24 protein-coding genes and 1 pseudogene are annotated in these 26920 nt (G+C 39.7%); 16 read left to right on the top strand and 9 right to left on the bottom strand.

Annotation, left to right across the window (positions count from 1 at the left end; genetic code table 11):
- Positions 1-200: 200 nt before the first annotated feature.
- The 4 genes from HMPREF2780_RS03045 to HMPREF2780_RS03030 all read right to left on the bottom strand — a co-directional run bounded on the left by HMPREF2780_RS03045 (position 201) and on the right by HMPREF2780_RS03030 (position 3859).
- The gene (locus HMPREF2780_RS03045) at positions 201-902 is read right to left on the bottom strand and encodes an alpha/beta hydrolase-fold protein (RefSeq protein ID WP_105026118.1); all 702 of its coding nucleotides are present in this window, start codon (positions 900-902) and stop codon (positions 201-203) included.
- Positions 883-1911 carry an ABC transporter substrate-binding protein gene (locus tag HMPREF2780_RS03040; protein ID WP_105026117.1) on the bottom strand — a complete coding sequence of 343 codons (1029 nt, stop codon included), beginning with the start codon at positions 1909-1911 and terminating at the stop codon, positions 883-885. Before HMPREF2780_RS03040 ends, HMPREF2780_RS03045 begins: the two co-directional genes overlap by 20 nt.
- 144 nt (positions 1912-2055) lie before the next feature.
- Positions 2056-2811, bottom strand: a complete 756-nt coding sequence (locus HMPREF2780_RS03035; protein ID WP_105026116.1) for an ABC transporter ATP-binding protein — start codon at positions 2809-2811, stop codon at positions 2056-2058.
- 1 nt (position 2812) lies between these two features.
- The gene (locus HMPREF2780_RS03030; RefSeq protein ID WP_105026115.1) at positions 2813-3859 is read right to left on the bottom strand and encodes a FecCD family ABC transporter permease; all 1047 of its coding nucleotides are present in this window, start codon (positions 3857-3859) and stop codon (positions 2813-2815) included.
- 289 nt (positions 3860-4148) lie between these two features.
- On the opposite strand from HMPREF2780_RS03030, the pseudogene HMPREF2780_RS11725 reads away from it, so the two are divergent.
- Positions 4149-4256, top strand: a pseudogene (locus HMPREF2780_RS11725) (DNA-entry nuclease); the annotation flags it as partial.
- A 50-nt stretch (positions 4257-4306) separates the two neighbouring features.
- Here the strand turns inward: HMPREF2780_RS11725 and HMPREF2780_RS03020 are convergent.
- Entirely contained in the window at positions 4307-5389 is a 1083-nt protein-coding gene (locus HMPREF2780_RS03020; protein ID WP_105026114.1) for a M24 family metallopeptidase, read from the bottom strand.
- 164 nt (positions 5390-5553) lie between these two features.
- On the opposite strand from HMPREF2780_RS03020, the gene ccpA reads away from it, so the two are divergent.
- From ccpA to ftsY, 15 genes are all read left to right on the top strand, one after another.
- Positions 5554-6558 (top strand): catabolite control protein A, encoded by a 1005-nt coding sequence (gene ccpA, locus HMPREF2780_RS03015; RefSeq protein ID WP_048775076.1) that lies wholly within the window; start codon positions 5554-5556, stop codon positions 6556-6558.
- A gap of 144 nt (positions 6559-6702) precedes the next feature.
- Entirely contained in the window at positions 6703-7701 is a 999-nt protein-coding gene (locus HMPREF2780_RS03010) for an LTA glycolipid anchor biosynthesis glycosyltransferase, IagA/BgsA family (protein ID WP_048775079.1), read from the top strand.
- Position 7702: 1 nt separating this feature from the next.
- Positions 7703-9016, top strand: coding sequence for a glycosyltransferase family 4 protein (locus HMPREF2780_RS03005; protein ID WP_045502122.1), 1314 nt, complete (start codon positions 7703-7705; stop codon positions 9014-9016).
- A 35-nt stretch (positions 9017-9051) separates the two neighbouring features.
- Complete coding sequence (locus tag HMPREF2780_RS03000) at positions 9052-9417, top strand: hypothetical protein (protein WP_048775083.1); 366 nt, start codon at positions 9052-9054, stop codon at positions 9415-9417.
- Positions 9418-9750: 333 nt separating this feature from the next.
- Positions 9751-10122 (top strand): hypothetical protein, encoded by a 372-nt coding sequence (locus HMPREF2780_RS11720; RefSeq protein ID WP_048775085.1) that lies wholly within the window; start codon positions 9751-9753, stop codon positions 10120-10122.
- A gap of 90 nt (positions 10123-10212) precedes the next feature.
- The gene (gene thrS, locus HMPREF2780_RS02985) at positions 10213-12156 is read left to right on the top strand and encodes a threonine--tRNA ligase (RefSeq protein WP_008809006.1); all 1944 of its coding nucleotides are present in this window, start codon (positions 10213-10215) and stop codon (positions 12154-12156) included.
- Positions 12157-12365: 209 nt separating this feature from the next.
- Positions 12366-13067 carry a response regulator YycF gene (yycF, locus tag HMPREF2780_RS02980; protein WP_012000241.1) on the top strand — a complete coding sequence of 234 codons (702 nt, stop codon included), beginning with the start codon at positions 12366-12368 and terminating at the stop codon, positions 13065-13067.
- Positions 13060-14421: a cell wall metabolism sensor histidine kinase VicK gene (gene vicK, locus HMPREF2780_RS02975; RefSeq protein ID WP_105026113.1), complete on the top strand. Its 1362-nt coding sequence runs from the start codon at positions 13060-13062 to the stop codon at positions 14419-14421. The genes yycF and vicK overlap by 8 nt, the downstream gene beginning before the upstream one ends.
- Positions 14414-15217: an MBL fold metallo-hydrolase gene (locus HMPREF2780_RS02970; RefSeq protein WP_048775089.1), complete on the top strand. Its 804-nt coding sequence runs from the start codon at positions 14414-14416 to the stop codon at positions 15215-15217. The genes vicK and HMPREF2780_RS02970 overlap by 8 nt, the downstream gene beginning before the upstream one ends.
- A gap of 34 nt (positions 15218-15251) precedes the next feature.
- Positions 15252-15608, top strand: coding sequence for a YbaN family protein (locus tag HMPREF2780_RS02965; protein WP_045773784.1), 357 nt, complete (start codon positions 15252-15254; stop codon positions 15606-15608).
- A 242-nt stretch (positions 15609-15850) separates the two neighbouring features.
- A complete protein-coding gene (gene rnc, locus HMPREF2780_RS02960; protein WP_045773783.1) occupies positions 15851-16549 on the top strand; it encodes a ribonuclease III in 699 nt (232 codons plus the stop codon).
- Complete coding sequence (gene smc / locus HMPREF2780_RS02955) at positions 16540-20073, top strand: chromosome segregation protein SMC (protein WP_105026112.1); 3534 nt, start codon at positions 16540-16542, stop codon at positions 20071-20073. Before rnc ends, smc begins: the two co-directional genes overlap by 10 nt.
- A gap of 1 nt (position 20074) precedes the next feature.
- A complete protein-coding gene (locus tag HMPREF2780_RS02950; protein ID WP_105026111.1) occupies positions 20075-20872 on the top strand; it encodes a Cof-type HAD-IIB family hydrolase in 798 nt (265 codons plus the stop codon).
- Complete coding sequence (locus HMPREF2780_RS02945) at positions 20869-21678, top strand: Cof-type HAD-IIB family hydrolase (protein ID WP_082307764.1); 810 nt, start codon at positions 20869-20871, stop codon at positions 21676-21678. The genes HMPREF2780_RS02950 and HMPREF2780_RS02945 overlap by 4 nt, the downstream gene beginning before the upstream one ends.
- Positions 21679-21696: 18 nt before the next feature.
- Positions 21697-23298 carry a signal recognition particle-docking protein FtsY gene (gene ftsY, locus HMPREF2780_RS02940; protein WP_105026110.1) on the top strand — a complete coding sequence of 534 codons (1602 nt, stop codon included), beginning with the start codon at positions 21697-21699 and terminating at the stop codon, positions 23296-23298.
- Between the two features lie 45 nt (positions 23299-23343).
- Here the strand turns inward: ftsY and zwf are convergent, their stop codons facing one another.
- From zwf to HMPREF2780_RS02920, 4 genes are all read right to left on the bottom strand, one after another.
- On the bottom strand, positions 23344-24804 hold the full coding sequence (gene zwf, locus HMPREF2780_RS02935) for a glucose-6-phosphate dehydrogenase (protein WP_105026109.1): 1461 nt from the start codon (positions 24802-24804) through the stop codon (positions 23344-23346).
- A 131-nt stretch (positions 24805-24935) separates the two neighbouring features.
- Positions 24936-25751: a TIGR03943 family putative permease subunit gene (locus HMPREF2780_RS02930; RefSeq protein WP_045502157.1), complete on the bottom strand. Its 816-nt coding sequence runs from the start codon at positions 25749-25751 to the stop codon at positions 24936-24938.
- On the bottom strand, positions 25748-26653 hold the full coding sequence (locus HMPREF2780_RS02925) for a permease (protein ID WP_045502160.1): 906 nt from the start codon (positions 26651-26653) through the stop codon (positions 25748-25750). Before HMPREF2780_RS02925 ends, HMPREF2780_RS02930 begins: the two co-directional genes overlap by 4 nt.
- Positions 26650-26787, bottom strand: coding sequence for an SPJ_0845 family protein (locus tag HMPREF2780_RS02920; protein WP_020992669.1), 138 nt, complete (start codon positions 26785-26787; stop codon positions 26650-26652). The genes HMPREF2780_RS02925 and HMPREF2780_RS02920 overlap by 4 nt, the downstream gene beginning before the upstream one ends.
- Positions 26788-26920: the final 133 nt, after the last annotated feature.

Here is a 26920-nt window from a genome sequence, read left to right as displayed (position 1 = left end):
GAAAAAGCACCAATTTTACCAGACCCTAATCTTTAGATTATTTCAATCTAACTTTTAGGGTCGATAAATCTGGTGCTTTTTTATTTACTTTCTAAAATTAGAAGAGAGGAAGAAATGTATAAGCTATCTACTTTGATATGAATTAAAAGTGTTTCTCAATATAGTTCCTTGATTAGATTAAATTTTTTCAAGAAAGATAGTTAACTAGTTGTTTCTAAATTCCAGTATTGAACTAACCATTTTATAAAGGAATCATACCTTGATTGAAGAGCTTCATGATGTCCATAAGGGTCAAAGATGGAGCAGGTGGTAAGGATTTCTTTCTGAATCAAGCGATGAATTTCTTCAGCATAGAAAGGAGCCTTGGAAAGTCGGTTCGAGTGATTCGCACCTTCTGTCTTTCCATTCTGTAAATAGACTAGACAGTCCTTGTTTTTCAAGTCCTGTGTCTGGCAATAGTCGGTAAAACCTGGATACCAAAAGGAGCCGCAGATAGAAAAGACACAGGGGATCTTGCAGTCGCTATAGAGACTGTAAACAGCCGCGAGTCCACCAAGAGAGTAGCCACCATAGGCAATTCTCTTGTCATCCAGTAGGTAGTGCTGTCTGATTTCTGTTAATATACCGCTGAAGAGCTTTTGATGGTAACTATCTGCTTTGCCACCAAAATCAGGATTGCCAGGCTTTAGAGCATTGGCTTTCCAGGGTGTAAAATCGTCCAGCCTATTGTTCGGTATCAGTCCAATCAAGATTACCGATGGAGAAAGCTTGATTAGGTAGTTTATCTGGCCATCATTTAGCAAGATTGCTGGATAAGGTCGTGATCCGTCATAATCTTGGGGCAGAGTAATATTAACAGTGATACCCTCCCAGACAAAGGTCTTATTTATTGATAAAGTCATTGATTTTCTCAAGAGAGTTGATGACAGCAGGACCATAATCCATAAACTCATCATAGGAGATGGTCATGATTTTTTGATTCTTAACCGCTGGGACATCTTCCAGAACTGGATTGGCTTTCATTAGATCAACTGCTTGCTCATCCATGGACTTGTTGCGGTCGCTGGTTACGTAGATGATGACTTCTGGATCCATAGAAACTAGGTTTTCCAAGGTCAAGCCAGAGGTTCCAGTCGCTACATTGGTATAGCCGAGCTGGTTGAGCAGACTTTCTTGCAGAGCAGATTTATAAGCACCGAAAGTCTCATCGTTATATGCACACATGATGAGCGCTTTTTTCTTTTCGCCTTGGCTAGCCTTATTTGCCTTCTTGACAGTGTCAATTCTTGCCTGTAGCTGGTCGGCATACTGATTAGCCTTATCTTGAACGTTAAAGATGGTTCCTATATTCTTGACATCTTCAACGATATTGCCTAGGTCTTGCTTGGTATTGGACAGGGAAGCCTTCTGTGTATAGACAGGGATTTTATTTTCATTCCAGGCACTAACTGTCCCCAGAGATTTTTCGGAAAACATCATGTTTCGGCCAAGAAGAGCGTCTGGCTCATAGGATAGCACAGTTTCCTGTGATACGTTTTTCTTGTCGCCGACCTGCGGAATGGTGGCAATATCAGCCTTGTATTTATCTGTGACGTCGTTGTCTGGATTGAGCATACCAGCAATCTTGTCTTTCAAGCCTAGTTCAATCAAGATTTCGGTCGTCGAAAGATTGTTGGTGATGACCTTTTCTGGTGCCTTTTCAAAGACCTGATCAATTTCCTTGCCTTCGGCATCGTAGGTTTTGATTGTCACTGGATATTTTGTTTCTGCTGTGCTCTTTTTCGCGCTTTGTGTTTTTGAGGAAGATTGCGAAGTTGAGCTTCCTTTCGTATTTTCCTTAGATGAAGAATTGCAGGCTGCCATTGTCAGTGCAGCAGTTGCAACGAGTAAGATACTGAGTGTTTTTTTCATATACATTTCCTTTCATGTGTTGTGAATATAGCTAGATTAGGCTAAGGTTTTCAAAAAGTGGCTACTCAAAAGTTTCCATTAATTATAAGAAAGTCACATTGGAAACAATTTTTTCTTCAACTATTCATCTCTGAAAATAGTTTCTTAGAGATACTGAATCATTGCTTGTTGATCGCTGGTCCAAGCGACCTTGCTTTGAACACCATAAATGGCTTGCAGTGATTCTTGACAAATTACTTCTTCAGGGATGCCTTGATATAGGATTTCACCTCCTTTCATAAGATACAGATAATCTGAGTAGCGACAGGCTAATTGAATATCGTGTAGAACAGCCAATACGTTGATATCTAAGTCTTTAACAATACTTAGAATATCCAGCTGGTATTTGATATCCAGATGATTGGTAGGCTCGTCTAGGAGTAGCAGACTTGGTTGCTGGGCTAGGGCTCTAGCCAACAAGACTCTTTGCTTTTCTCCTCCAGATAGGGAGGAGTAGGAGCGTTTGGCTTTGTCAGCCATGTCTACTTTAAGTAAAGATTGGTGAACCAAGTCATAATCTTCTTCTTGTTCCCTCTGTAAAAAAGATAGGTGGGGGATTCGCCCCAGTAACACGATTTCCTCAACAGTGGTGTCAAATTGCAACTGGTTAAATTGACTGAGAACGGCCATACCTTTAGCGGTAGATTTTAAACTCAAATTTTTTAATGGACTTCCGTTTAAAAAAATCCTACCACTGTCTGGTTTCATTTGACGATATATAGTCTTCAATAGGGTTGTTTTACCGCAGCCGTTGGGTCCAAGAATAGTGTGGAATTTTCTCCCTTCGACTTTTAGAGAAATGCCATTTAAAATTTTTTTCTGGCCAATTGAATAGTGAATATCTTCGCAAATTAGATCCATCTCAATTAAGCACCTCCTTTCGACTTTTAGCAACCATATAGATAAAAAAGGGGGCTCCTACTAAAGCAGTAAAAATACCAATCGGAAGCTCGGCATTTTTTATTAAAACACGAGCAAAAACATCTGCCCAAAGAACAAAGAGAGCTCCAAGCAAGCTGGCTATAGGTAAGATTGCTTTATAATTGCTTCCTATTAGGGCTCTGGCTAAATGAGGAGTGATCAATCCTACAAAACCAATAATTCCACAAGACGCTACTAGCATAGCAGTGATAATAGCTACAATAGTTATGTAAATATACCAATAAAAGCGTAAGGGCACACCAAATGTTAAAGCAATTTCTTCCCCCATCGTCATGGCATTAAAAATTCGATATTGAGACCAAAAGAACAAAAGGGAAAGACTGACAATGAAAGCAGGAAAAGTTAGATTCGACCAAGATGCCCCTGCTAGAGAACCCATAGTCCAAAATTTGATAGTCAAGGCGCTATCAGCATTGGCGCCAAGAGAAATGATAAAATTAGCAAAGGCGATAAAGAGGGCGTTAACTACTGTACCGGAAAGAATCAGACTGGATGTTGTTGACTTTCCTTGTATAGTCGCAATTAGTAAAACAGCAGCGGTTGCTAGAAGTGCTCCCGCAAAAGCAGCAACTCCAGTGAAGGCTTTAAGGCCTAAAATGATACTGAGTGTAGCTCCAAAAGTAGCTCCTGAAGAAATCCCCAGAATGTAAGGTTCAGCAATGGGGTTGTTGACAGTGGATTGCATCACACACCCGCAGATAGAAAGTCCAGATCCTGCAATAATGGCAAGGAGTACTCTTGGGATTCGCATATTCCAAACGATTGCAATACTTGATTTGGAAAGGTATCCTATATTTGAGAACCAACCTAACTTACTAAATACAATCCGGTAGGTATCTAACAAATTGATTTTAACAGCTCCTAAAGAAACAGATAAAAACAATGAAAAAAGTAAAAATATGATGAGAAAAAGTAAGAGAACAAGATAGCTAAGGTAGCCTCTCCTTCGGGCTTTCTTGAAGGACATAGATGTCTCCTTAAAACACTAATATCTTAGAATATTCTGATAATTTAATGAAATTATATCATTTTAAAAAAAGAAGGGCAAGGGAAGACCTGATTTGAAAAGTTAATCATTTATACATATAATAATTTCACCAAATGGTTGTCGACTGTTTTTTAGGATTCTTATTTTTTAGAAAAAAAAGCCCAAACAATAGAGTTCAGACTTGTAATTAAGGGCAAGAGGATCTAAGAAAGTGTAAAGAATTTCAGTCCAATAACGACTAGAAGCAAAAAAAGGAGTAATTTTTCGTCTGGAAACCAAATCAAGCGATGGGAGTCTCGAGTTTAATACTTTCATACCGAATATTCAAACCGGGATTCGTATTAACTATAGAACTGGAGAAGTAACAGTTGACTAAGTAGATTTCAAATTAGAAAAAAAGCACCGCAATGGGTGCTTTTGGCTATTCTAATCAAAGTAGAGCAAGTCCTTGCTAGTCTCAGTGAAGAGTTCAAATCCGTTTTTAGTGACATACCCACAATCTTCGATGCGGACACCGACCTTGCCAGGAATATAAATACCTGGTTCAACAGAGAAGCACATACCTTCTTCAATAACCATCTCGTTACCTTCCATGATAGACGGAAATTCATGAACATCCATACCGATACCATGACCAAGACGGTGGTTGAAATACTCACCATAACAAGCTTTTTCGATAACTTGTCGAGCAGCTCGGTCTACTTCATGGGCTGTTACACCTGGTTTGATAAAGTCAAGTGCAGCTTGCTGGGCTTCTAGAGTTAGATGGTAGATATCTTTTTTGAACTGGTCAGGTTGGCCAACAGCAACAGTCCGCGTCATATCACTAGCATAGCCATTAACCATACAGCCTAAGTCAAAGAGTAGGAGGGCATTGTTTTCAATTTTGTTTGCTCCTGGGATACCATGAGGGTTGGCCGCATTATTTCCAGTTAGGACCATGGTTTCAAAGCTCATTTCATATCCTTCTTGCTTGATGGCAAAGTCAATTTGAGCAATGATATCAGTTTCAGTTTTATTCAAAGAAATATTGTCAAAACCAATGTTAACAGCCTTATCGGCATATTGGCCTGCTACAAGCATTTTTTGGATTTCATCGGCAGACTTAATCAGGCGCATCCGTTGAATAAATGGTGTAAGGTTTGTAAAGTCAGCCTGCTCAAAAACAGTTTTCAAACCGTGGTATTTAGTTAAAATTAAGTTGTCAAATTCAACAGCCACAGCCTTAACTGCTTCAACTGGTAAGGTGGCCTTAATCTTTTGCCAAGGGTTTTCAGAATCTACATAACCTACTACAGGAAAAGAAACGGTGCTAGAAGCACGCTCTACTTCTAAAGCGGGAACAAAAAGTAGAGGTTCTTGATCTGTGAAGACAAAGAGAAACATTTGACGTTCATGAGGGTCACTATAAAATCCGGTTAAGTAATGAATTGTGACTGGATCTGAAATGATTGCAGCGTCTTTTTTCTCATTTTCAAGAAAATTACGAATTTGATTCAATTTTGTCATAATGAAACCTTCTTTCTATGCCTCTATTTTGGCAAAAAATGGCTAAAAAAGCAAGAGTTTTCAAATAAACTCATCAAAATGCTTGAAAGTGTTTCCAAGAAGTGATAAAATGTTCTTGGTAGGAATATGAAAACGTTATTTTCAACTTTAAGAAAGGAAGCAATATGAACACAGACGATACAGTAACCATTTATGATGTCGCCCGTGAAGCAGGGGTTTCTATGGCGACAGTTAGTCGTGTAGTTAATGGAAACAAGAATGTAAAAGAAAACACTCGGAAAAAAGTTTTGGAAGTAATTGATCGCCTTGATTATCGTCCAAATGCAGTAGCTCGTGGTTTGGCTAGCAAGAAGACTACGACAGTTGGTGTTGTGATTCCAAGTATTACAAATAGTTATTTCTCAACACTCGCCAAGGGAATTGATGATATTGCTGAGATGTATAAATACAATATCGTCCTAGCAAACAGTGATGAGGATGATGATAAGGAAGTTTCAGTTGTAAACACTCTCTTTTCGAAACAAGTAGATGGTATTATCTTTATGGGTTACCACCTTACTGAAAAGATTCGTTCAGAATTTTCACGCTCACGCACGCCAGTTGTCTTGGCTGGAACTATTGATGTGGAGCACCAATTGCCAAGTGTTAATATAGATTATAAACAGGCTACAATTGATGCTATCACATTCCTTGCTAAGCGCAATAAAAAAATTGCTTTTGTATGCGGACCTTTAGTTGATGATATCAATGGAAAAGTACGCTTATCCGGTTATAAAACGGCTCTTAAGAGTAAAAAGCTGTCATACAGCGAAGGTCTTGTTTTTGAGTCTAAGTATAGCTATGATGATGGCTATAATTTAGCTGAACGAGTAATTGCTTCTAAAGCAACGGCTGCTTTTGTTACAGGTGATGAGCTGGCAGCTGGTCTTTTAAACGGACTAGCTGATCGTGGAGTAAAAATTCCAGAGGATTTTGAAATTATTACTAGCGATGATTCACAAATATCTCGCTATACACGTCCAAATTTGTCTACCATAAGCCAGCCTTTATATGATTTAGGTGCTATTAGTATGCGTATGCTGACTAAGATTATGCACAAAGAAGAGTTGGAAGAACGTGAAGTTGTTCTGTCTCATGGTATTTACGAACGTAACTCAACTAGAAAATAAAAGTTAAAGTCACCATTCGGTGGCTTTTTTGATATGCCGTTTGGGGCTACTTATTGGCAAGAAAAGCTATAAGATTGAGTGATTCATACTTGCTTTTGCCATTTAAAGTTTAATTTTTTTCTGCTTTTAGGTATAATAGTATTTATGAAAGTTTTATTGTATTTAGAAGGAAAATCAGTGCTAGAAAAATCTGGTATTGGTCGAGCTTTGCAACACCAAATGCATGCCTTGGACCTAGCTGGTATTCCGTATACGACAGATATTTTAGGTGATTATGATGTGGTCCATATTAATACTTACGGGCCAAGAAGCTTGCTTCTCTTGCACGCTGCTAAGAGACATGGGAAGAAGGTAATCATGCATGGTCACTCAACTAAAGAAGATTTTCAGAATTCTTTTATTGGGTCAAATTTATTTGCACCTTTATTTGGTAAATATCTGGCTCATATGTATCAAAAGGCTGACTTTGTTATTACACCGTCGGAGTATTCTAAAAAGCTTATTGCAGGATACGGGGTAACAACACCGATTATTGCTGTTTCAAACGGTATAGATCTTGGAAAATACCAAGCAGATCCTAAAAAAGAAAAGGTTTTTAGAGAACATTTTCGGGTTAAGGAAGGTCAAAAGGTTGTTGTCTGCGCAGGTCTCTATTTTAAGAGAAAAGGAATAGAAGACTTTGTTGAAGTGGCTAGAAGGATGCCTGATGTTCGTTTTATCTGGCTAGGTTCGATCAATAAGTGGTTGATCCCTGCTTCAATTCGTAGATTAGTAGAAAAAGATCATCCTTCTAATGTGGAGTTTCCTGGCTATTTTAAGGGAGCTGTTTTTCAAGGAGCTATGTCAGGAAGTGATGCCTTCTTTTTCCCATCCTACGAAGAGACAGAAGGTATTGTGGTCTTGGAAGCCCTAGCAAGCAAGCAACATGTCATTCTTCGAGATATTCCTGTGTATGAGGGATGGATTAGCGAAGAATCTGCTGAGCTTTGTCATAATGTTGATGAATTTGTTGAGTCACTTCGAAAGGTTCTAGACGGTCAAGTTGATAAACGTGAAGCTGGTTATCGAGTAGCTCAAAGTCGTTCAATTGATGATGTAGCCTATCAGCTAGTAGAAGCCTATCGAAAAGTATTGGAGATGTAATATGCGCGTTGGTCTTTTTACAGATACCTATTTCCCTCAGGTCTCGGGTGTAGCGACGAGTATTCGTACCTTGAAGACGGAACTTGAAAAGCAAGGACATACGGTTTTTATCTTTACGACAACTGATAAAGACGTGAATCGTTATGAGGATTGGCAGATTATTCGGATACCGAGTGTTCCCTTTTTTGCCTTTAAAGATCGTCGGGTTGCATACCGAGGTTTTTCTAAGGCTTTAGAGATTGCTCGACAGTATCAGCTTGATATCATTCATACACAGACTGAATTTTCATTGGGGTTGTTAGGAGTCTGGATTGCTAAGGAATTAAAGATTCCTGTCCTGCATACCTATCATACTCAATATGAAGATTACGTCCGCTATATTGCAAATGGAATGCTGATTCGGCCTAGTATGGTTAAGTATATCGTTCGTGGTTTTTTGAATGACATGGATGGTGTGATTTGTCCTAGTGAAATCGTCTATGATTTGTTGACACGTTATAAGGTTACAACTGAAAAGAGGGTCATTCCTACAGGGATTGATTTGGCTAAGTTTGAACGGCCTGAAATTACCAAAAATCATATTGAAGATTTACGAAAGAAATTGGCAATCGATGATTCGGAAACTATGTTGCTCAGTTTGTCTCGAGTTTCCTATGAGAAAAATATTCAAGCAGTTATTGAAGCCTTACCAGATGTCTTAAAAGAAAATGCTGCTGTAAAATTGGTAGTAGCAGGAGATGGGCCTTATTTGGCGGACTTGAAGGAACAGGCTGAGAGTTTAGGTATTACTGATTCTATCATTTTCACGGGTATGATTCCTCCAAATGAAACTGCCCTTTACTATAAGGCGGCTGATTTCTTTATTTCTGCTTCGACTAGTGAGACACAAGGTCTAACATATTTGGAAAGTATTGCAAGTGGTACACCGATTATTGCACATGGCAATCCTTATCTAGATAATGTTGTGACGGATAAAATGTTTGGGACGCTTTATTATGAGGACAATGACCTATCTGGTGCTATTTTAGAAGCAGTTATGACAACGCCTAAAATGGACGAAGAGAGATTGGCAGATAAACTCTATGAGATTTCAGCAGAAAATTTTGGGCGCCGTGTCTATGAATTCTATCTGGACTTAGGGATTTCTAAAGATTTTCAAAATGAAATTAGGCCGGATGAAACAAGAACAAAGCGCTTTGCAAAATCAATGATAAAACTGCCAGGTAAAATTATCCTTCTTCCGGTAAATGGTTCCACTCGGATGATCAAAGCTTCAAGAAAACAAATCAGAAAAATTCGCAAATACCTAGAATAAGTTTACTCTTTGAAAGGTGAAAAGGAGGTGAGGGGATGAGAGACAGAAAAAATGAATTTCTTTTCTTATTTCCCCTTGTCTTTTTCTATTTAGTATTTGATATTTTGCTAATATATTTGCCACTTGATTCAATAGTAAGTAAAAGCCTTATGGTTGGAAATGTTCTTATATTTTCACCTCTGGTCACTCTTTTGGTGTCTTTTCTATATGCAGTATTTTATGGATTTTCATTGCGTTTTTCACTCTTAGTTGGCCTTCTATTTTTGCTAACAATTTTTATCTTTGGAGAATGGATTCCTCTCTATCACTTGGTTTATTTTCTTTCTTCACTGGCTGGTAATGGATTAGGCCATTTGTTTTATCATTTGAGAAAGAAAAAAAGCGAAGCTAGAAAAATGTAAAAGTTCTTGCAAATTTTTTCAATCGTGCTATAATGTTTCCTAGAGACATATCACCTGCAGGAAATCTTTTAGAGAGCGCGTGGAGCTGGAAATCGCGTAGAGGATGCAGTTGGGACTACTCTACTGGATTTTATGAAAACATAAAACGGTGGCTACGTTAGAGCCAATCAGAGGTGTCCCTCTTTTTTGAGGAACATAAATGAAGGTGGAACCACGTTGCGACGTCCTTTCGAGGATGTCGCTTTTTGTATGGAGAATAGTTATGACAAAGTTAAAATGAAATTTAGCTAAGAGCTGAATGAGGTGATAGATTTGAAGAAATATTTATCTTGGATGATGGCTTGTACCTTCCTTATAGTCTATGTATGGCTAATGAAAACTCTCAGCCTATGGGGCTTAGAGTATATTGTCGTCTTTTCATTTTTTCTACTCATTCCTCTCTTGCCCTTCCTTGCTCCCTTTCTTGGTATCTTAATGTTTTTCAATAACAAGAAATTCATTATAACGGGATATCTTTTAAGTTTGACAGCTGGTATCTATTTGGTCAATGCGATAAAAAGTTATCCGATAAGGATATACATGAGAGGTGAGATGACTAAGGTAGAATATCTGTCTTTAATTCTTTCCTTAGTATGCTATCTATTCATTTCTACAGCTTTCTTTATCTTTAGAATGAGAAAATTAAACTATCATTTATTTAGATAATCAATTGTTTTCATTCTTTGTAAATGACTAATGTCCCATTCTTTCAAACCTCAGTTATAAAAATAAGATAAAATTTTAAAGGAGAATACTATGATTAAGATTACTTTCCCAGATGGCGCTGTTCGTGAATTTGAATCTGGCGTTACTACTTTTGAAATTGCCCAATCTATCAGCAATTCCCTAGCTAAAAAAGCCTTGGCTGGTAAATTCAACGGCAAACTCATTGACACGACTCGTGCTATTACTGAAGATGGTTCCATCGAAATCGTGACACCTGATCACGAAGATGCTCTTCCAATCTTGCGTCACTCAGCTGCCCACTTGTTCGCCCAAGCAGCTCGTCGCCTCTTCCCAGACATTCACTTGGGAGTTGGCCCAGCGATCGAAGATGGCTTCTACTACGATACGGACAATCAAGCTGGTCAGATCTCAAACGAAGACCTTCCTCGTATCGAAGAAGAAATGAAAAAGATCGTCAAAGAAAACTTCCCATCTATTCGCGAGGAAGTTACCAAGGACGAGGCACGTGAAATCTTCAAAAACGACCCTTACAAGTTGGAATTGATTGAAGAACACTCTGAGGACGAGGGCGGTTTGACTATCTACCGTCAGGGTGAATACGTGGACCTTTGCCGTGGACCTCACGTCCCATCAACTGGTCGCATCCAAATCTTCCACCTGCTCCATGTAGCTGGTGCTTACTGGCGTGGAAATAGCGATAATGCTATGATGCAACGGATCTACGGTACAGCTTGGTTTGACAAGAAAGACTTGAAGAACTACCTTCAAATGCGTGAAGAAGCCAAAGAACGTGACCACCGTAAACTTGGTAAAGAGCTTGACCTCTTCATGATTTCTCAAGAGGTTGGTCAAGGTTTGCCATTCTGGTTGCCAAATGGTGCGACTATCCGTCGTGAATTGGAGCGCTACATTGTTGACAAGGAAATCGCTGCAGGCTACCAACATGTTTACACTCCACCACTTGCATCAGTAGAGCTTTATAAAACTTCTGGTCACTGGGATCACTACCGTGAAGATATGTTCCCAACTATGGACATGGGAGACGGTGAAGAGTTTGTCCTTCGTCCAATGAACTGCCCACACCACATCCAAGTCTTCAAACACCATGTTCATTCTTATCGTGAATTGCCAATCCGTATCGCTGAAATCGGTATGATGCACCGCTACGAAAAATCTGGTGCCCTCACCGGTCTTCAACGTGTGCGTGAAATGTCTCTTAATGACGGTCACCTCTTTGTTACTCCTGAACAAATCCAAGAAGAATTCCAACGTGCCCTTCAGTTGATTATCGATGTTTACGAAGACTTCAACTTGACTGAGTACCGCTTCCGTCTCTCTCTTCGTGACCCTCAAGATACTCACAAGTACTTTGACAATGATGAAATGTGGGAAAATGCCCAAACTATGCTTCGTGCAGCGCTTGATGAAATGGGCGTAGACTATTTTGAAGCGGAAGGAGAAGCTGCCTTCTACGGACCAAAACTCGATATCCAAGTGAAGACAGCCCTTGGAAAAGAAGAAACCCTTTCTACTATCCAGCTCGACTTCTTGCTTCCAGAACGTTTCGACCTCAAATACATCGGAGCTGATGGTGAAGAACACCGTCCAGTTATGATTCACCGTGGAGTTATTTCAACCATGGAACGCTTCACAGCTATCTTGATTGAAAACTACAAGGGTGCCTTCCCAACATGGCTTGCACCACATCAAGTGACCCTCATCCCCGTTTCTAACGAAAAACACGTGGACTACGCATGGGAAGTGGCTAAGAAACTCCGTGACCGCGGTGTCCGTGCTGATGTGGATGAGCGCAATGAAAAAATGCAGTTCAAGATCCGTGCTTCTCAAACCAGCAAGATTCCTTACCAATTGATCGTTGGGGACAAGGAAATGGAAGATGGAACTGTCAACGTTCGTCGCTACGGCCAAAAAGAAACACATACGGTAGCGGTAGACGAATTTGTTGAAGCTATCCTAGCTGATATCGCCAACAAATCACGCGTTGAAAAATAATGATTAAGAACTCGCTTTGCGGGTTCTTTTTGAGTTCTGTTTCTTTTTTGGCTGTTTATTTTTAGTTTTTTTTATGAGCTAATTTTTTACAGCATTGTCACGAATGTCTTTAAATTGTAAGATAAAGAAATAGTATTTTTAATTGGGGAAATTAGTCTATTTTAAGAAAGTTTGTTATAATAAAAGAGACAGAAAAAAAGGTGAAAGATATGAAGAAAATATTAGTTGTAGATGATGAAAAACCAATTTCAGATATTATAAAATTTAATATGGTAAAAGAGGGCTATGAAGTTGTTACGGCTTTTGATGGTCGTGAAGCTCTTGAGATGTTTGAAGCTGAAAATCCTGATATTTTGATTTTGGATTTGATGTTGCCAGAGTTGGATGGGCTAGAAGTAGCACGTACCATTCGGAAGACCAGTAATGTTCCAATTATTGTCCTATCGGCTAAAGATAGTGAGTTTGATAAAGTTATCGGCCTTGAGATCGGAGCAGACGACTATGTGACCAAGCCTTTCTCTAACCGTGAGCTCCAAGCTCGTGTCAAGGCTATTTTGCGACGTTCAGAATTTGCTGTAGATACCCAAGAAAATGAGAAGGGTTCAAATGAGTTGACAGTGGGCGAATTGCAAATTTTACCAGATGCCTTTGTTGCTAAGAAACATGGCGAGGAACTAGAATTAACCCATCGTGAGTTTGAATTACTCTACCATTTGGCTAGTCATGTTGGTCAAGTAATGACACGCGAACACCTGTTAGAGACAGTTTGGGGTTATGATTATTTTGGTGATGTACGTACTGTTGATGTGACGATTCGCCGCCTACGTGAAAAGATTGAAGATACGCCAAGCCGACCAGAGTATATTTTAACTCGTCGTGGTGTTGGCTACTATATGAGAAACAATGATTGAAAATATTAGACAATTTGTGTTTTCTGTAGATTTTGTTTTTGTTTTAATTGTTTTAGGTTTTATTTTGGTTGTTGCCCTGCTCTTTTTAGAGAATCGATGGGATAATCGCCAACTTCGTCTGCTCAATCAAAAGATCAAAGATTTAATCGCAGGAGACTATTCCGAGGTTCTGGATATGCAGGGCAGTCCAGAAATTACGGATATGACCAATAGTATAAATGATTTGTCTGAGGTAACTAGATTAACACAAGAAAATCTGGAGCAAGAAACCAAACGTTTGACTAGTATTTTGTCCTACATGACGGATGGGGTTTTGGCAACCAACCGTAGGGGTCAGATTATCATGATTAATGATATGGCTTCTAAGCAATTAGGTGTTGATCCAGAGGAAGTCCAAAATACAAGTATTTTAGACTTGTTAGATATTGCGGATGAATATGATCTGCGGGATTTAATTACCAAGATGCCGGAATTGACGATTGATTCACAGGATGAAAATGGAGAATATCTAAGCCTGCGTGTTCGTTTTGCCTTGGTTCGTAGGGAATCTGGTTTTATCTCTGGTTTGGTAGCTGTTTTGCACGATACGACAGAACAGGAAAAAGAGGAACGGGAGCGTCGGCTTTTTGTATCAAATGTTAGTCATGAGCTCCGGACCCCTTTAACAAGTGTTAAGTCTTACCTAGAAGCTTTGGACGAGGGCGCTCTTTCTGAGCCAGTTGCTCCTGAATTTGTTAAAGTTTCTCTTACTGAAACGAACCGAATGATGCGGATGGTTTCTGATTTGCTTAGCTTATCAAGGATTGATAATGATAGTAGTCATTTGGATGTAGAATTAACTAATTTTACAGCTTTTATCACTTTTATTTTGAATCGTTTTGATAAGATTAAAAGTCAGGATGAAACCAAAAAATATGAGATTGTACGAGATTATCCAATCACACCTATTTGGGTTGAAATTGATACTGATAAAATGACGCAGGTCATTGATAATATCATGAATAATGCTATCAAGTATTCTCCAGATGGTGGAAAGATTACCGTAGGGATGAAAACGACGGAAGATCAGCTGATTATTTCAATTTCTGATGAAGGATTGGGAATTCCCAAAAAAGACCTGCCTAAGATCTTTGACCGTTTTTATCGAGTGGATAAGGCTCGAAGTCGTGCGCAAGGTGGAACGGGCTTAGGACTTGCGATTGCAAAAGAAATCATCAAGCAGCACCATGGCTTTATCTGGGCCAAGAGTGAGTATGAAGTCGGATCAACTTTTACAATTGTCCTGCCGTATGATAAGGATGCTGTTTTGGATGATGGCTGGGAAAGTGAAGAAGTAGAAAGTAAAGATGACTAAGGAAGGTTTTAAGTATAGCATTTTAGCATCTGGATCTAGTGGTAATTGTTTTTATTTAGAAACAACCCAAAAGAAGATTTTAGTGGATGCGGGACTATCTGGTAAAAAAATCACTAGTCTCCTAAGTGAAATTAATCGTAAACCAGAAGATTTAGATGCTATTTTAGTAACTCATGAACATAAGGATCACATTCATGGTGTTGGGGTTTTAGCCCGCAAGTATAACTTAGATATCTATGCTAATGAAGATACTTGGAAAGCCATGGATAGTGCTTTGGGAAAAATTGATATCAGTCAAAAGCATATTTTTGAAATGGGTAAGGTTATGACTTTTGGTGATATAGATATTGAAAGTTTTGGTGTTAGCCATGATGCGGCGGCACCACAATTTTATCGGTTTATGAAAGACGATAAAAGCTTTGTCATGCTGACGGATACAGGCTATGTGAGTGACCGTATGGCTGGAGTAGTTGAAAATGCTGATGGTTACTTGATTGAGAGTAATCACGATGTAGAAATTTTGCGTAGTGGAGCTTACCCTTGGAGTCTTAAGCAACGTATTTTATCTGATAAAGGGCATTTATCTAATGAAGATGGTGCTGATACGATGATTCGAACCTTGGGGAACCGTACCAAAAAGATTTATCTAGGTCACTTGAGTAAGGAGAATAATATCAAGGAGCTGGCTCATATGACTATGGTTAATCAGCTGGCTCAAGCTGACTTGGCAGTCAATCATGACTTTCAAGTTTTGGATACTTCGCCAGATACAGCTACGCCTCTGACATCAATTTAATCATGTTGAAAATAAAAAATAACCAGGAGATTTTATGCGTCCCATTTATTTTCTTGTTGGGCTTGTGTCTTTGGGGCTGGGTGTTGTTGGAATTCTTCTTCCAATCTTGCCCACAACGCCTTTTTTGCTCTTGTCCATAGCTTGCTTCTCTCGGAGTTCCAAACGTTTTGAAAATTGGCTCTATCATACAAAAATGTATCAGATTTATGTGGCGGATTTTCGGGAGACAGGATCGATTGCCAAGGAGCGTAAGAAAAAGATTATTGTATCCATCTACATTTTGATGGGCATTTCTATATTTTTTGCTCCTCTTGTACTTGTAAAAATCGGTCTATTTGCCCTAACAATTTTTATCACTTACTACTTATTTAAGGTCATTCCTGATAAGTAAGAACTATAGAAAAGACAATTGTTATAATTGTCTTTTTTCCTTTGTCTAAAGCAAGAAAAAGAGGGCAGGAAAATTTAATTTTTGGTATAATAGTAGCTGTGCAGTCTTCTTTCTAATAGAAGATTTAAACAGAAGTAGAACTTACTTTTACCATTTGTTAAGAGTGTCTTTCTACTCTACTTTGCTATAAAGATAGAAAGGATTGGACTTGTGTTTATCAGTTTGAACACAGGTAGAGGTTTATGAAAAAATTAGAAAACCTTTTGTTTGATCGATTTGGCTTGGTTTTTAAGGATGTTTCATTGCTAGAAACAGCTTTTACTCATACAAGCTATGCCAATGAACACCGCCTCTTAAAAATTTCACACAATGAACGCCTGGAATTTTTAGGAGACGCTGTTCTGCAATTAATTATCTCTGAGTATTTATTTGAAAAATACCCCAAGAGACCTGAAGGAGATTTGACTAAGCTTCGTTCAACGATTGTTCGTGAGGAAAGTTTGGCGGGTTTTAGTCGTGATTGTCAGTTTGATCTCTTCATCAAGCTGGGTAAGGGAGAGGAAAAATCTGGGGGCCGTGAGCGCGAAACGATTTTAGGTGACTTGTTTGAAGCTTTCTTAGGAGCTTTGTTACTTGATAAAGGCTTGGAAGTTGTGAAGAACTTTATTTATCAAGTCATGATTCCTAAGGTGGAGGCAGGAGATTTTGAGCAAGTGACAGACTATAAGACAAAATTGCAAGAGTTGCTTCAGTCTAATGGAGATGTAGAAATTCTTTATCAAGTCGTGTCTGAATCTGGGCCAGCTCATGCCAAAAATTTTGAGGTTAGCGTTTCGGTTGACGGTCGTTTAGTAGGAAAAGGCCAAGGGCGTTCTAAAAAGCTGGCAGAACAAGAGGCTGCTAAGAATGCCTTTGAAAAGGAAAATCATTCATGTATTTAAAAGAAATTGAAATCCAGGGTTTTAAATCTTTTGCGGATAAAACAAAGGTAGTTTTTGACCAAGGGGTAACAGCAGTTGTCGGCCCCAATGGTTCAGGTAAGTCCAATATTACAGAAAGTCTGCGCTGGGCTTTGGGAGAATCCAGTGTTAAGAGTTTGCGTGGCGGTAAGATGCCCGATGTTATTTTTGCCGGGACAGAAACACGTAAGCCCCTTAATTATGCGTCTGTAGTAGTGGTTCTTGATAATAGCGATCAATTTATCAAGAATGCAGCTAAGGAGATTAGAGTTGAGCGTCATATTTATCGCAGTGGTGATAGTGAGTACAAGATAGATGGTAAAAAGGTTCGTTTGCGTGATGTTCATGATCTCTTTATGGACACAGGGCTTGGACGGGACTCCTTCTCTATTATTTCCCAAGGTAAGGTAGAAGAGATCTTTAACAGTAAGCCGGAGGAGAGGCGTGCTATTTTTGAAGAGGCTGCGGGAGTACTGAAATATAAGACGCGTCGTAAGGAAACTGAGAGTAAATTGGCTCAAACCCAAGACAATTTGGATCGCTTGGAAGATATTATTTACGAATTGGATGGGCAAATCAAACCTTTAGAGAAGCAAGCACAAACTGCTAAACGCTTTTTGGAGTTAGATCAAGAAAGGCGGGAACTTTACCTAGATGTCTTGGTTGCTCAAATGACAGCTAATAAGGAAAAGCTGAACCAGGCTGAGGAGAATTTGGCCAAGATTCAGGAAGAGCTGTCTGCCTATTATAGCAAACGCGATGAATTGGAACTGGAGAACCAAACTCTCAAATCTAAGCGCCATGAGCTTAATCAGACCTTGGCAGCTGATCAAGCTAAGCTACTGGAATTAACTCGTCTGATTAGTGACTTGGAGCGACAAATTGACCTCTCTAAGTTAGAGTCGAGTCAGGCGGCTAGTAGCCGTAAGGAAAATGAGGCTCGTATGGCTGTATTGGCGGAGAAGTTGGAGCAAACGGAGAAAGATTGTCAGGCTAAGTCTGAAAATCTGACTCTTATTGCAGAAAAATTGGATAAGAATCAGCAGGAAATGGCTGAGCTAGAAAAAGAGATTGCCGATTTTTCTGAGGATCCTGATCAATTGATTGAGCATTTACGAGATCAATATGTCAAACTCATGAAAGAAGAGGCAGATTTATCCAATGATTTGACTGCTCTGGAAAGCCGACAGGCTAATGAGTTGAAACTAAATGAGAGCAAACAGGCTGATTTTGAAAAAATTAAAACAGACTTGTTAGAAAGCCAAAAGGCTGAAACAGCCCATATAGAAGAGTTGGAAACAGCTCGGAAGAATCTAAAAGACTTATTGAATTCTTACCAGGCGCAGGTGGAAAAAGTACAAGAACTGCAGACAAGTTACCAAAATCAGCAGAAAACCATGTTTGATTTGTTGGATGATTTAAAAAATAAGAAGGCTCGTTCTGCAAGTTTGGAAGCTATTCTTAAAAATCATAGTAACTTCTATGCTGGTGTAAAAAGTGTCTTGCAAGAGTCTGATCGCTTAGGTGGGATTGTTGGTGCTGTTAGTGAAAAATTAAGTTTTGATCCGCATTATCAGACAGCTCTTGAGATCGCTTTAGGGGCTAGCAGTCAGAATATTATTGTCGAAGATGAAGCAGCTGCTACAAGAGCAATTGATTTCTTGAAGAAAAATCGAGCTGGTCGGGCAACTTTCTTGCCACTGACAACGATTAAACCGCGTCAGCTAGCTGATCATCATCGAACAAGCATTGAGTCTAGTAAAGGTTTCCTTGGTTTGGCATCTTCGCTGGTCACTTATGATGCAAGCTTGGATACCATCTTCCAAAATCTGCTGGGAACAACAGCCATTTTTGATACGGTAGACAATGCACGAGCTGCGGCCCGTCAGGTTCGTTACCAAGTCAGAATAGTCACTCTAGACGGGACAGAACTGCGAACAGGTGGTTCCTACGCTGGTGGAGCAAATAAAAACAACAATACGATCTTTATCAAACCGGAATTGGATGCTCTTTTGTCTGATATAAAGGAAAAAGATCTCCAATTGAAGGAAAAAGAAGAGGCTGTCCAAGTCCTACACAATCAGCTGAGTCAAGCTAAGCATGTCTTAGATCAAATCAAGGAAGATGGCGAAAGCGCCCGCTTGGCAGAACAAAAAGCTAGTTTAGCTTATGAGCAAATTGCAAAGCGAGTGGAAGAGCTGACGAATCTGAAAGATCTGCAAGAGCAAGAATTGGCAAGGTTGTCTGGATTTGATATTTCTGGCGAACAAGCAAAATTGCAGGCTCGTTTAGCTGAAATTGAGCAGGCTAAATTGGATGTGACACAGGAAATTGAGCAGGTTAAATCGAATAAAGATGCTGTTCAAGAACGCTTTGATAAACTTTCCAATAAATTGTCAGACTTGAAACTATCTCGGACTGAGCTAACCTCTCTCCAACGTTTTGAGAAAAATGATTTGGAGCGTCTGGAAGAAGAGAAAGCTACTCTCATCAAAGAACAGTCAACCCTGGAACTCTTAATGGAACAAAAAGAATCCAGTCTCCAAAAGGTGGATATTACAGTTCTAGAAGATCAGTTGAAGACTGCTAATCAGGAAAAGACAGAATTAAACCAAGGATTGATTCGTCTGAAATTTGAATTAGAAGATTTGGAAGGTCAGTCTGAAGACATCCTCAGTCATTTAGATCAGGCACGTAAGCAAAATGAAGAATTGATACGTAATCAGGCCAAGGCTGAGGCTGAAAAAGAAAAGATTACTGATGTTTTGCGTCGTCTCTTAACCAGTCTGACGGAAGAATATCAAATGAGCTTTGACGAAGCCAATCAGAAGTCTCGTCCTCTCGAAAACTTAGCAGTATCGGAAGGGCAAGTCAAAGACTTGGAACGATCTATACGTGCGCTTGGCCCAGTAAACCTGGATGCTGTTGAACAATTTGATGAAGTAAAAAATCGTTTGGACTTTCTCAATACACAACGAAATGATGTCTTGTCCGCTAAGAATCTTCTCTTGACAACCATCGAAGAAATGAACGATGAAGTCAAGGAACGTTTCAAGTCAACCTTTGAGGCCATTCGTGAAAGCTTTAAAATAACCTTCAAACAAATGTTTGGTGGAGGATCTGCAGACCTAATTTTAACAGAAGGCGATCTTTTGACAGCTGGAGTTGAAATTTCGGTGCAGCCACCTGGCAAGAAGATCCAGTCCCTCAATCTCATGAGTGGTGGGGAAAAGGCCTTGTCAGCTCTCGCTTTGCTCTTCTCCATTATTCGAGTGAAGACCATTCCTTTTGTTATTTTGGACGAAGTGGAAGCGGCCTTGGATGAAGCCAATGTTAAACGTTTTGGGGATTATCTCAACCGCTTTGACAAGGAGAGTCAGTTTATCGTTGTTACCCACCGAAAAGGGACCATGTCAGCAGCTGACTCCATTTATGGAGTGACCATGCAGGAGTCCGGTGTGTCGAAGATTGTTTCGGTGAAATTAAAAGATTTAGAAGGTATGTAAAATGGATATTAAACTAGTTGCAACCGATATGGATGGTACCTTTTTAGATGGTCAAGGGCAATTTGACATGGAGCGTCTGAAAAGTCTTTTAGTCAAATTCAAAGAGAAAGGTCTCTATTTTGCGGTAGCTAGTGGCCGAGGGATTCTGTCTCTGGAGAAGCTGTTTGCCGAAGTTCGTAATGAGATTATTTTCATTGCTGAAAACGGCAGTCTAGTTGAATTTCATGGGCAGGATCTATATGAGGCTACGATGAGCCGAGATTTTTACTTAGATACTTTTGAAAAGTTAAAGGAGTCTCCATATGTAAATACTGGTAAGCTTTTGCTAACAGGTAAAAAAGCTTGCTATGTTTTAGACAGTGTGGATCCGACCTATCTACATTTTTCAGCTCACTACAATGAAAATATTGTCAAGGTGGCTAGTTTAGCTGATATTGATGATGAGATTTTCAAATTCACGACTAATTTCACACCTGAAACTATAGCTGAAGGAGAAGCTTGGGTCAATGAAAATGTTCCTGGAGTCAAAGCGATGACAACTGGTTATGAATCCATTGATATTGTTCTTGATTACGTGGATAAGGGGGTTGCGATTGTCGAATTAGCCAAGAAACTTGGTTTAGATATGAACCAAGTCATGGCTTTTGGAGACAATCTTAATGACCTCCATATGATGCAGGTAGTTGGCCATCCAATTGCACCAGAGAATGCCCGTCCAGAGATTTTAGAATTAGCAACTGAGGTGATTGGCTCTCACAAAGATCAGTCTGTAATTGCCTATATGGAGAAGTTAATATGACAGCTATTAAACTGATTGCGCTTGATTTAGATGGAACCCTGTTGACTTCTGACAAGAAAATTTCTCAGAGGAATCTAAAGGCTCTAGCGGCTGCCAGGGCAAAGGGAGTAAAAGTTGTATTGACGACAGGTCGGCCACTCAAAGCTATGGAATTTTTACTAGATGAGTTGGGAACAGCAGGTTTAGAGGATGAATATACCATTACATTTAACGGTGGTTTGGTTCAGCGAAATACTGGTGAAATTATAGATAAAACTGTCTTTTCCCATGCTGATGTAGTTCGCATTTTTGAAGAAACTCAAAAGCTTGCTTTACCACTCGATGCTATTAGTGAGGGAGTTGTGTATCAGCTGCAGTCAGAACAGAAATCCCTCTATGCCCAAGCCAATCCTTATCTCCAGTTTGAACACGTATCGCTAAACGATTTATCTGAGGGGCTGACATACAATAAATGTGTCTCAGCCTTTGATCCATCCAGCATTGATAAGGCTTTACCACAGATTTCACGTGAATTACTTGAGCGATATGAAATTTTTAAATCTCGGGATATGCTGTTAGAGTGGTCTCCGAAAAATGTTCATAAAGCAACTGGTTTAGCAAAATTAAGCCAGCATCTTGGTTTAGATTCCAGTCAGATCATGGCTTGCGGTGATGAAGCAAACGACCGCTCCATGATTGAATGGGCTGGACTTGGTGTGGCCATGGGGAATGCAACGGAAGAAATCAAAGCAGTAGCCAAGGTAGTTGCCCCGCTGACCAACGATGAAGACGCAGTCGCTTGGGCGATTGAAAACTATATTTTATAGAGAAAAGGAGGACAGACCATGGGCTTATTTGACCGCCTTTTTGGCAGAAAAAAAGAAAAAAAAGAAGACATCCGAGAAGAGGAGTCTGTTCAGACGGAAGTTTCTGAAACAGAGGACGCAATAGAAGAACTAGAAAACGAAAATCAGTCTCAAGTAGAAACTGCTGCTGAAGTAAGTTTACAAGAGGAGAGTCAACCTTTTGAAGAAGAGGAAAAGCAGGAATTTTACGAAGAGATAGAAGAGCGCTTAGCTGAAGACCAGGTCTTGAATGAGGTCATAGAAGTCAAGGCTCATAATAAATTCGTGGAGCAAGAAGCGGATGAACTCCAGCAAGAAGAGATTGAAGAGAGTGCCAGCATTGCAGAAAAGTCTGAAGAAGATCAAATAGACAATTCAAGTGAAGAAGAGCTTGCTGAAGAACCAGCCTCAGTCCAAGAAGAGTCTGAAACAGATCAATTAGAACGTGACTCAGAAACACCAGCAATTGAAGATATCAAGTTAGAAAACCAAGGACCTCTAACTGTCGATGAACCAAGTCAGACTGATGAAGATGCGAAAGACTCAAATCAAGCAGAAATCCAAGCAGAAGCTGTTGAGGAAGAGAAGCAAGATTTACCAGATGAAGCGAAGCAAGGTACAAGTGTAAGCGAAGAGGCTAAAGTTACAAAGTCAGACCAGGAAGAAGGTCATACTGAAACTGTTCAAGAAAAGTATGACCGTAGTTTGAAAAAAACTCGGACAGGCTTTGGAGCGAAGCTCAATGCTTTCTTTGCTAATTTCCGGACTGTCGACGAAGACTTTTTTGAAGATTTGGAAGAGCTTTTGATTACCAGCGACGTTGGCGTGCAAGTGGCCTCTAATTTGGCAGAAGAGCTACGATATGAGGCTAGATTAGAAAATGCCAAGAAACCTGATGCTTTACGAAAGGTTATCATCGAAAAGCTAGTTGATATCTACGAAAAAGATGGTCGTTACAATGAGAAAATTAATTTCCAAGATGGTTTGACAGTCATGCTTTTTGTCGGTGTCAATGGTGTTGGGAAAACTACGTCTATCGGTAAGTTGGCCTACAAGTACAAGCAAGAAGGCAAGAAGGTTATGTTGGTAGCAGCAGACACCTTCCGGGCTGGAGCAGTAGCCCAGTTAGCTGAGTGGGGGAAACGTGTTGATGTACCTGTTGTGACTGGTCCTGAAAAGTGTGATCCAGCCAGTGTTGTTTTTGACGGTATGGAGCGCGCTCAAGCTGAAAATGTCGATATTCTGATGATCGATACTGCTGGCCGCTTGCAAAATAAAGATAATCTCATGGCTGAATTGGAAAAGATTGGCCGGATTATTAAGCGAGTCAATCCAGATGCTCCTCACGAGACTTTCCTAGCTTTAGATGCTTCAACAGGACAAAATGCCCTCGTTCAAGCCAAGGAATTTTCAAAGATTACTCCAGTTACAGGAATTGTTCTAACGAAGATTGATGGAACAGCGCGTGGAGGTGTTGTTCTTGCTATTCGTCAGGAATTGGATATTCCAGTTAAATTGATTGGATTTGGTGAGAAGATTGATGATATTGGTGAATTCAATTCAGAGAATTTCATGCGTGGCCTTCTAGAAGGACTGCTTTAAATACAAAAAAAGAAATCCAGATTCCTTGGATTTCTTTTTTTGTATTTAATTTTGAGGGTTCCATTGCCACTCAGCTCCAAACTGAGCCAATAATTCTGCTGAAGCAGCTGGTCCCATTGTTCCAACTGCATATTCATGAAGTGGCGCTTGATTGTTTCTCCAGAGCTCTTCGATTTGATCAATTAATTTCCAGCTGGCTTTTACTTCTTCCCAGTGACTAAAATTAGTTGAGTCATTGTTAAGTACATCAAAAATTAATTTTTCGTAAGGTTCAGGTGAAGCTCCAGAAGCAGTCGCATCTGTACGGTAATCTAAAGAAATAGGGGATAAACTGAAGAGTTCGCCGACTTCTTTGCCATTAACGCTGAGTGAGAAACCTTCTGTTGGCTGAATATAGATGGTCAGAACATTCGGTGCTAGTTTTTCACCAAAAATGGAATCCATTTGTTTGAAGACGATGTTAACATGGGTCCCTTTTTCTGTTAAACGTTTACCTGTGCGGAAAAAGAAAGGAACATCACGGAAGCGGTCACTGTCAACAAAGAAAGCACCTGAAACAAAAGTTTCAGTCATAGATTCTGGATTGACATTGGGTTCACTTCTATAAGAAATATATTTCTTACCATTGACTTTTCCAGACTTGTATTGGCCACGAATGAAATATTTTTTCAAATCTTCTTGGTCCGGTTGCGTCAAACGTTCAAAAACCTTGATTTTCTCTGCACGGATCTCATCTTTTGTAAAGCTGTTGGGTTTATCCATGGCAAGAAGAGACAGCAATTGCAAGGTATGGTTTTGGACCATATCTCTTAGGGCGCCGGATTCATCGTAATATCCGCCACGTTCTTCTACACCCAGTTTTTCGGCAAAGGTGATTTGGACATTGTCAATGTGGTCGCGGTTCCAAATATTCTCAAAAAGTGAGTTGGCAAAACGAATAGCAAAGATGCTTTGGATCATTTCCTTGCCCAGGTAATGGTCAATTCGGAAGATTTGCTCTTCATCAAAAGTTGCCAACAAGTCATCATTAAGTTGGCTAGCTGATTCCAAGTCTGTTCCAAAAGGTTTTTCGACGATCAAACGCTCAAATCCTTTGCCATCGACAATGTTTTCAGATTTGAGGTGTTTGGCAATAGTTCCGAAAAACTGAGGAGCCATGGATAGGAAGAAGAGTTTATTGTGTTCTGCTTGATATTCTTCATTGAGTCGGTTTTGAAGCTTGCGTAGCTCAATGTAGTGTTCGGTATCCTGCACATCATGACTTTGATAGTAGAAGTGGCTGGCAAATTCCTGTGCTTGCTCAGGACTATCAGCTAAATCAGCGATAGACTCAACGACAACTGATTCAAAGTACTCCTTGCTCCATGGCCTGCGAGCTGTTCCGATAACAGCAAAATGCTTAGAAAGGTTGCCAGACTTATATAATCTAAAAAGTGAAGGATAGAGCTTACGTTTAGCCAAATCTCCACTAGCTCCAAAAATTGTAACAATAACTTTAGATGACATCCTAATATCCTTTTTTTCTAAAATGATGTATCTATTTTATCACAAATGCCTCAAAAATGGTAAATGACGCTACGAATAGAATATAATTTGTCTGAGTTTAAGAAAAGAGTTAGACTACTTGTCTAACTCTTCTAAAATACGCGATAAACATAAGGATTGTCTGGTTTTTCTACCTTTTCAAAACTGGAGACCTTTAGGATAGGCAGACTCTGTCCTAAATTCTTATGGTATTGGACAGCAATCTTTCCTTTAGCATGGATCCAAGTATTGTCTTCAAAATGTTGGGTATTTCCAGTTGTTAAGAGGCCATAGACACCCGAGTCAGCAATACAGTGGATGATGCCGAAGCGAAAGAGAAACTGACTTTTCTGATCGCTCGGGTCATTGTAGACAAAACCGGTAAATTCAAGCGTTTTACCAACAAATTCATCTGGATAATCATAGATAACTTCCATGACTTCCATGTAGTTTTCAGTGGTGACCTGAATGGTATCTTGCTTGACATATTTCTTGGCGGCTGTCCGCATTTCTTTTTCATAAGCCCCTTTAGTAAAGTAGGTGCTAGTGTCCGGCTTCAGGTATTGACTGGTAGTGCCTTCGTCCTGCTGAACAGCTGTCGAAGTTCCCTCAGCCAGTGGAAAATGAAATCCTTTAGCAGAAACTGTGGTCGAATCCAAGGTAACAGTTGGAAAGAAAATTCCTACAAATAGTGGGATGATAAGGAGCAGTACGCTACCCAGTTTGGCCCAGAAAGTGCTCAAATGACTGTGGACCTCCATCTTTTTCATCCAGACGATGAGTTGAACCACTGCCAGGATAAAGGACAGAATCATAGACAAGTATGCCAGGTAGGAGTAATGAAGGTTGATATATTGATTAAGCTTGCCTGTCAGCTGCAGATACATGGTGATCTCAAAGTAGCCGACTAAGATTAAAAATCGAATCATAGCACTACCCCCACAAGCCAAGAGTAAAGAAAGACAACGACGGTGACTAGACTAATAAACTGCCAAATAAAGCGTGTCTTAAAGTAGTTTTTCATCATCAGAAGGTTTTTAACATCTAGCATAGGTCCAATGACCAAGAAAGCTAAGACTGGCGATAAGCCGAAGCTAGCAATCAAGGAGCTCCCGATGAAAGCATCAGCTTCGCTACAAAGTGAAAGAAGGAAGGACAGCAGCATGAGCAGGAGAATAGCAATAGCTGGTGTTGAGCTGATGGAGGTCAGGATTCTGGTTGGCACATAGACTTGGACCAAGCTGGCAAAGAGACAGCCAAAGACCAGATAGCGACCTGTATCGAAAAATTCGTCAATGGCCTGCACAAATACCTGAAAAAGCTTTTGTCCCTTGCTGAGATGTGAAAAGTCATGCTCATGAACAGCCTTGCGATTTTCTTTTTGAATATTGCTGTCTGCAAAGAAACCTAAAAAGATCCCTAAAACGATAGCCACTACCATAGAACCTAAGGCACGAAGCAGAGCCATTCGGAAGGAATTTCCAAAGGCTGAGTAGGTCGCAAAGAGAACAATAGGATTGATAACCGGTGCTGTCACCAGAAAAGGAACAGCTGTGTAACTGGGGACTTTTTTTTCTAAGAAGCGGTTAATAATGGGAACAATTCCGCACTCACAGGATGGAAAGACAATACCGATCAAGCTTCCAAAGAAAATCCGAGCCCATTTATTTTTGGGTAAGAAGTGATAAACCTTTTCTGGCGTGACATAAACCTCAATAAAGCCAGAAATAATACTTCCAATCAAAACAAAAGGTAGGGCCTCAATGATAATGGAGAGAAAGATAGCGCCAGCCTGTAAAACGCTAGCAGGTAGATTTGAAAAGAGACTCATGCTTTTTTAGCCTTTTCTTCTGTTTCTTTTTTCTTTTTATCATCAGGGAATTCTACTTTTTCTAGCTTAGGAAGGGTTGCAAATTCCTCGAACATCTTATCTAAATCATCTGTTCTATTATATTTTACAGCCATAGGGCCACCTCATTTCTAAAATAATAATTCTATTATACTACCAAAAAGGAAAAAATGATATTTTGAGACATAGGAACTAGTTTCTAATGAGAACTTAGAGTTATAAAAGAATAATAGAAGTTTGACTTTCTGA

The organism is Streptococcus sp. HMSC062B01 (assembly GCF_001811085.1).
Classification (GTDB): Bacteria; Bacillota; Bacilli; order Lactobacillales; family Streptococcaceae; genus Streptococcus; species Streptococcus gordonii.
The sequence above is the reverse complement of the archived record's forward strand: the minus strand, read 5'-3'. Positions and strand labels throughout refer to the sequence as shown.

Bases quoted from the DNA above. Each gene is read 5' to 3' on its own strand.
- HMPREF2780_RS03045 (WP_105026118.1), bottom strand. From the start codon at position 902: ATGACTTTATCAATAAATAAGACCTTTGTCTGGGAGGGTATCACTGTT.
- HMPREF2780_RS03040 (WP_105026117.1), bottom strand. From the start codon at position 1,911: ATGAAAAAAACACTCAGTATCTTACTCGTTGCAACTGCTGCACTGACA.
- HMPREF2780_RS03035 (WP_105026116.1), bottom strand. From the start codon at position 2,811: ATGGATCTAATTTGCGAAGATATTCACTATTCAATTGGCCAGAAAAAA.
- HMPREF2780_RS03030 (WP_105026115.1), bottom strand. From the start codon at position 3,859: ATGTCCTTCAAGAAAGCCCGAAGGAGAGGCTACCTTAGCTATCTTGTT.
- HMPREF2780_RS03020 (WP_105026114.1), bottom strand. From the start codon at position 5,389: ATGACAAAATTGAATCAAATTCGTAATTTTCTTGAAAATGAGAAAAAA.
- ccpA (WP_048775076.1), top strand. From the start codon at position 5,554: ATGAACACAGACGATACAGTAACCATTTATGATGTCGCCCGTGAAGCA.
- HMPREF2780_RS03010 (WP_048775079.1), top strand. From the start codon at position 6,703: ATGAAAGTTTTATTGTATTTAGAAGGAAAATCAGTGCTAGAAAAATCT.
- HMPREF2780_RS03005 (WP_045502122.1), top strand. From the start codon at position 7,703: ATGCGCGTTGGTCTTTTTACAGATACCTATTTCCCTCAGGTCTCGGGT.
- HMPREF2780_RS03000 (WP_048775083.1), top strand. From the start codon at position 9,052: ATGAGAGACAGAAAAAATGAATTTCTTTTCTTATTTCCCCTTGTCTTT.
- HMPREF2780_RS11720 (WP_048775085.1), top strand. From the start codon at position 9,751: ATGATGGCTTGTACCTTCCTTATAGTCTATGTATGGCTAATGAAAACT.
- thrS (WP_008809006.1), top strand. From the start codon at position 10,213: ATGATTAAGATTACTTTCCCAGATGGCGCTGTTCGTGAATTTGAATCT.
- yycF (WP_012000241.1), top strand. From the start codon at position 12,366: ATGAAGAAAATATTAGTTGTAGATGATGAAAAACCAATTTCAGATATT.
- vicK (WP_105026113.1), top strand. From the start codon at position 13,060: ATGATTGAAAATATTAGACAATTTGTGTTTTCTGTAGATTTTGTTTTT.
- HMPREF2780_RS02970 (WP_048775089.1), top strand. From the start codon at position 14,414: ATGACTAAGGAAGGTTTTAAGTATAGCATTTTAGCATCTGGATCTAGT.
- HMPREF2780_RS02965 (WP_045773784.1), top strand. From the start codon at position 15,252: ATGCGTCCCATTTATTTTCTTGTTGGGCTTGTGTCTTTGGGGCTGGGT.
- rnc (WP_045773783.1), top strand. From the start codon at position 15,851: ATGAAAAAATTAGAAAACCTTTTGTTTGATCGATTTGGCTTGGTTTTT.
- smc (WP_105026112.1), top strand. From the start codon at position 16,540: ATGTATTTAAAAGAAATTGAAATCCAGGGTTTTAAATCTTTTGCGGAT.
- HMPREF2780_RS02950 (WP_105026111.1), top strand. From the start codon at position 20,075: ATGGATATTAAACTAGTTGCAACCGATATGGATGGTACCTTTTTAGAT.
- HMPREF2780_RS02945 (WP_082307764.1), top strand. From the start codon at position 20,869: ATGACAGCTATTAAACTGATTGCGCTTGATTTAGATGGAACCCTGTTG.
- ftsY (WP_105026110.1), top strand. From the start codon at position 21,697: ATGGGCTTATTTGACCGCCTTTTTGGCAGAAAAAAAGAAAAAAAAGAA.
- zwf (WP_105026109.1), bottom strand. From the start codon at position 24,804: ATGTCATCTAAAGTTATTGTTACAATTTTTGGAGCTAGTGGAGATTTG.
- HMPREF2780_RS02930 (WP_045502157.1), bottom strand. From the start codon at position 25,751: ATGATTCGATTTTTAATCTTAGTCGGCTACTTTGAGATCACCATGTAT.
- HMPREF2780_RS02925 (WP_045502160.1), bottom strand. From the start codon at position 26,653: ATGAGTCTCTTTTCAAATCTACCTGCTAGCGTTTTACAGGCTGGCGCT.
- HMPREF2780_RS02920 (WP_020992669.1), bottom strand. From the start codon at position 26,787: ATGGCTGTAAAATATAATAGAACAGATGATTTAGATAAGATGTTCGAG.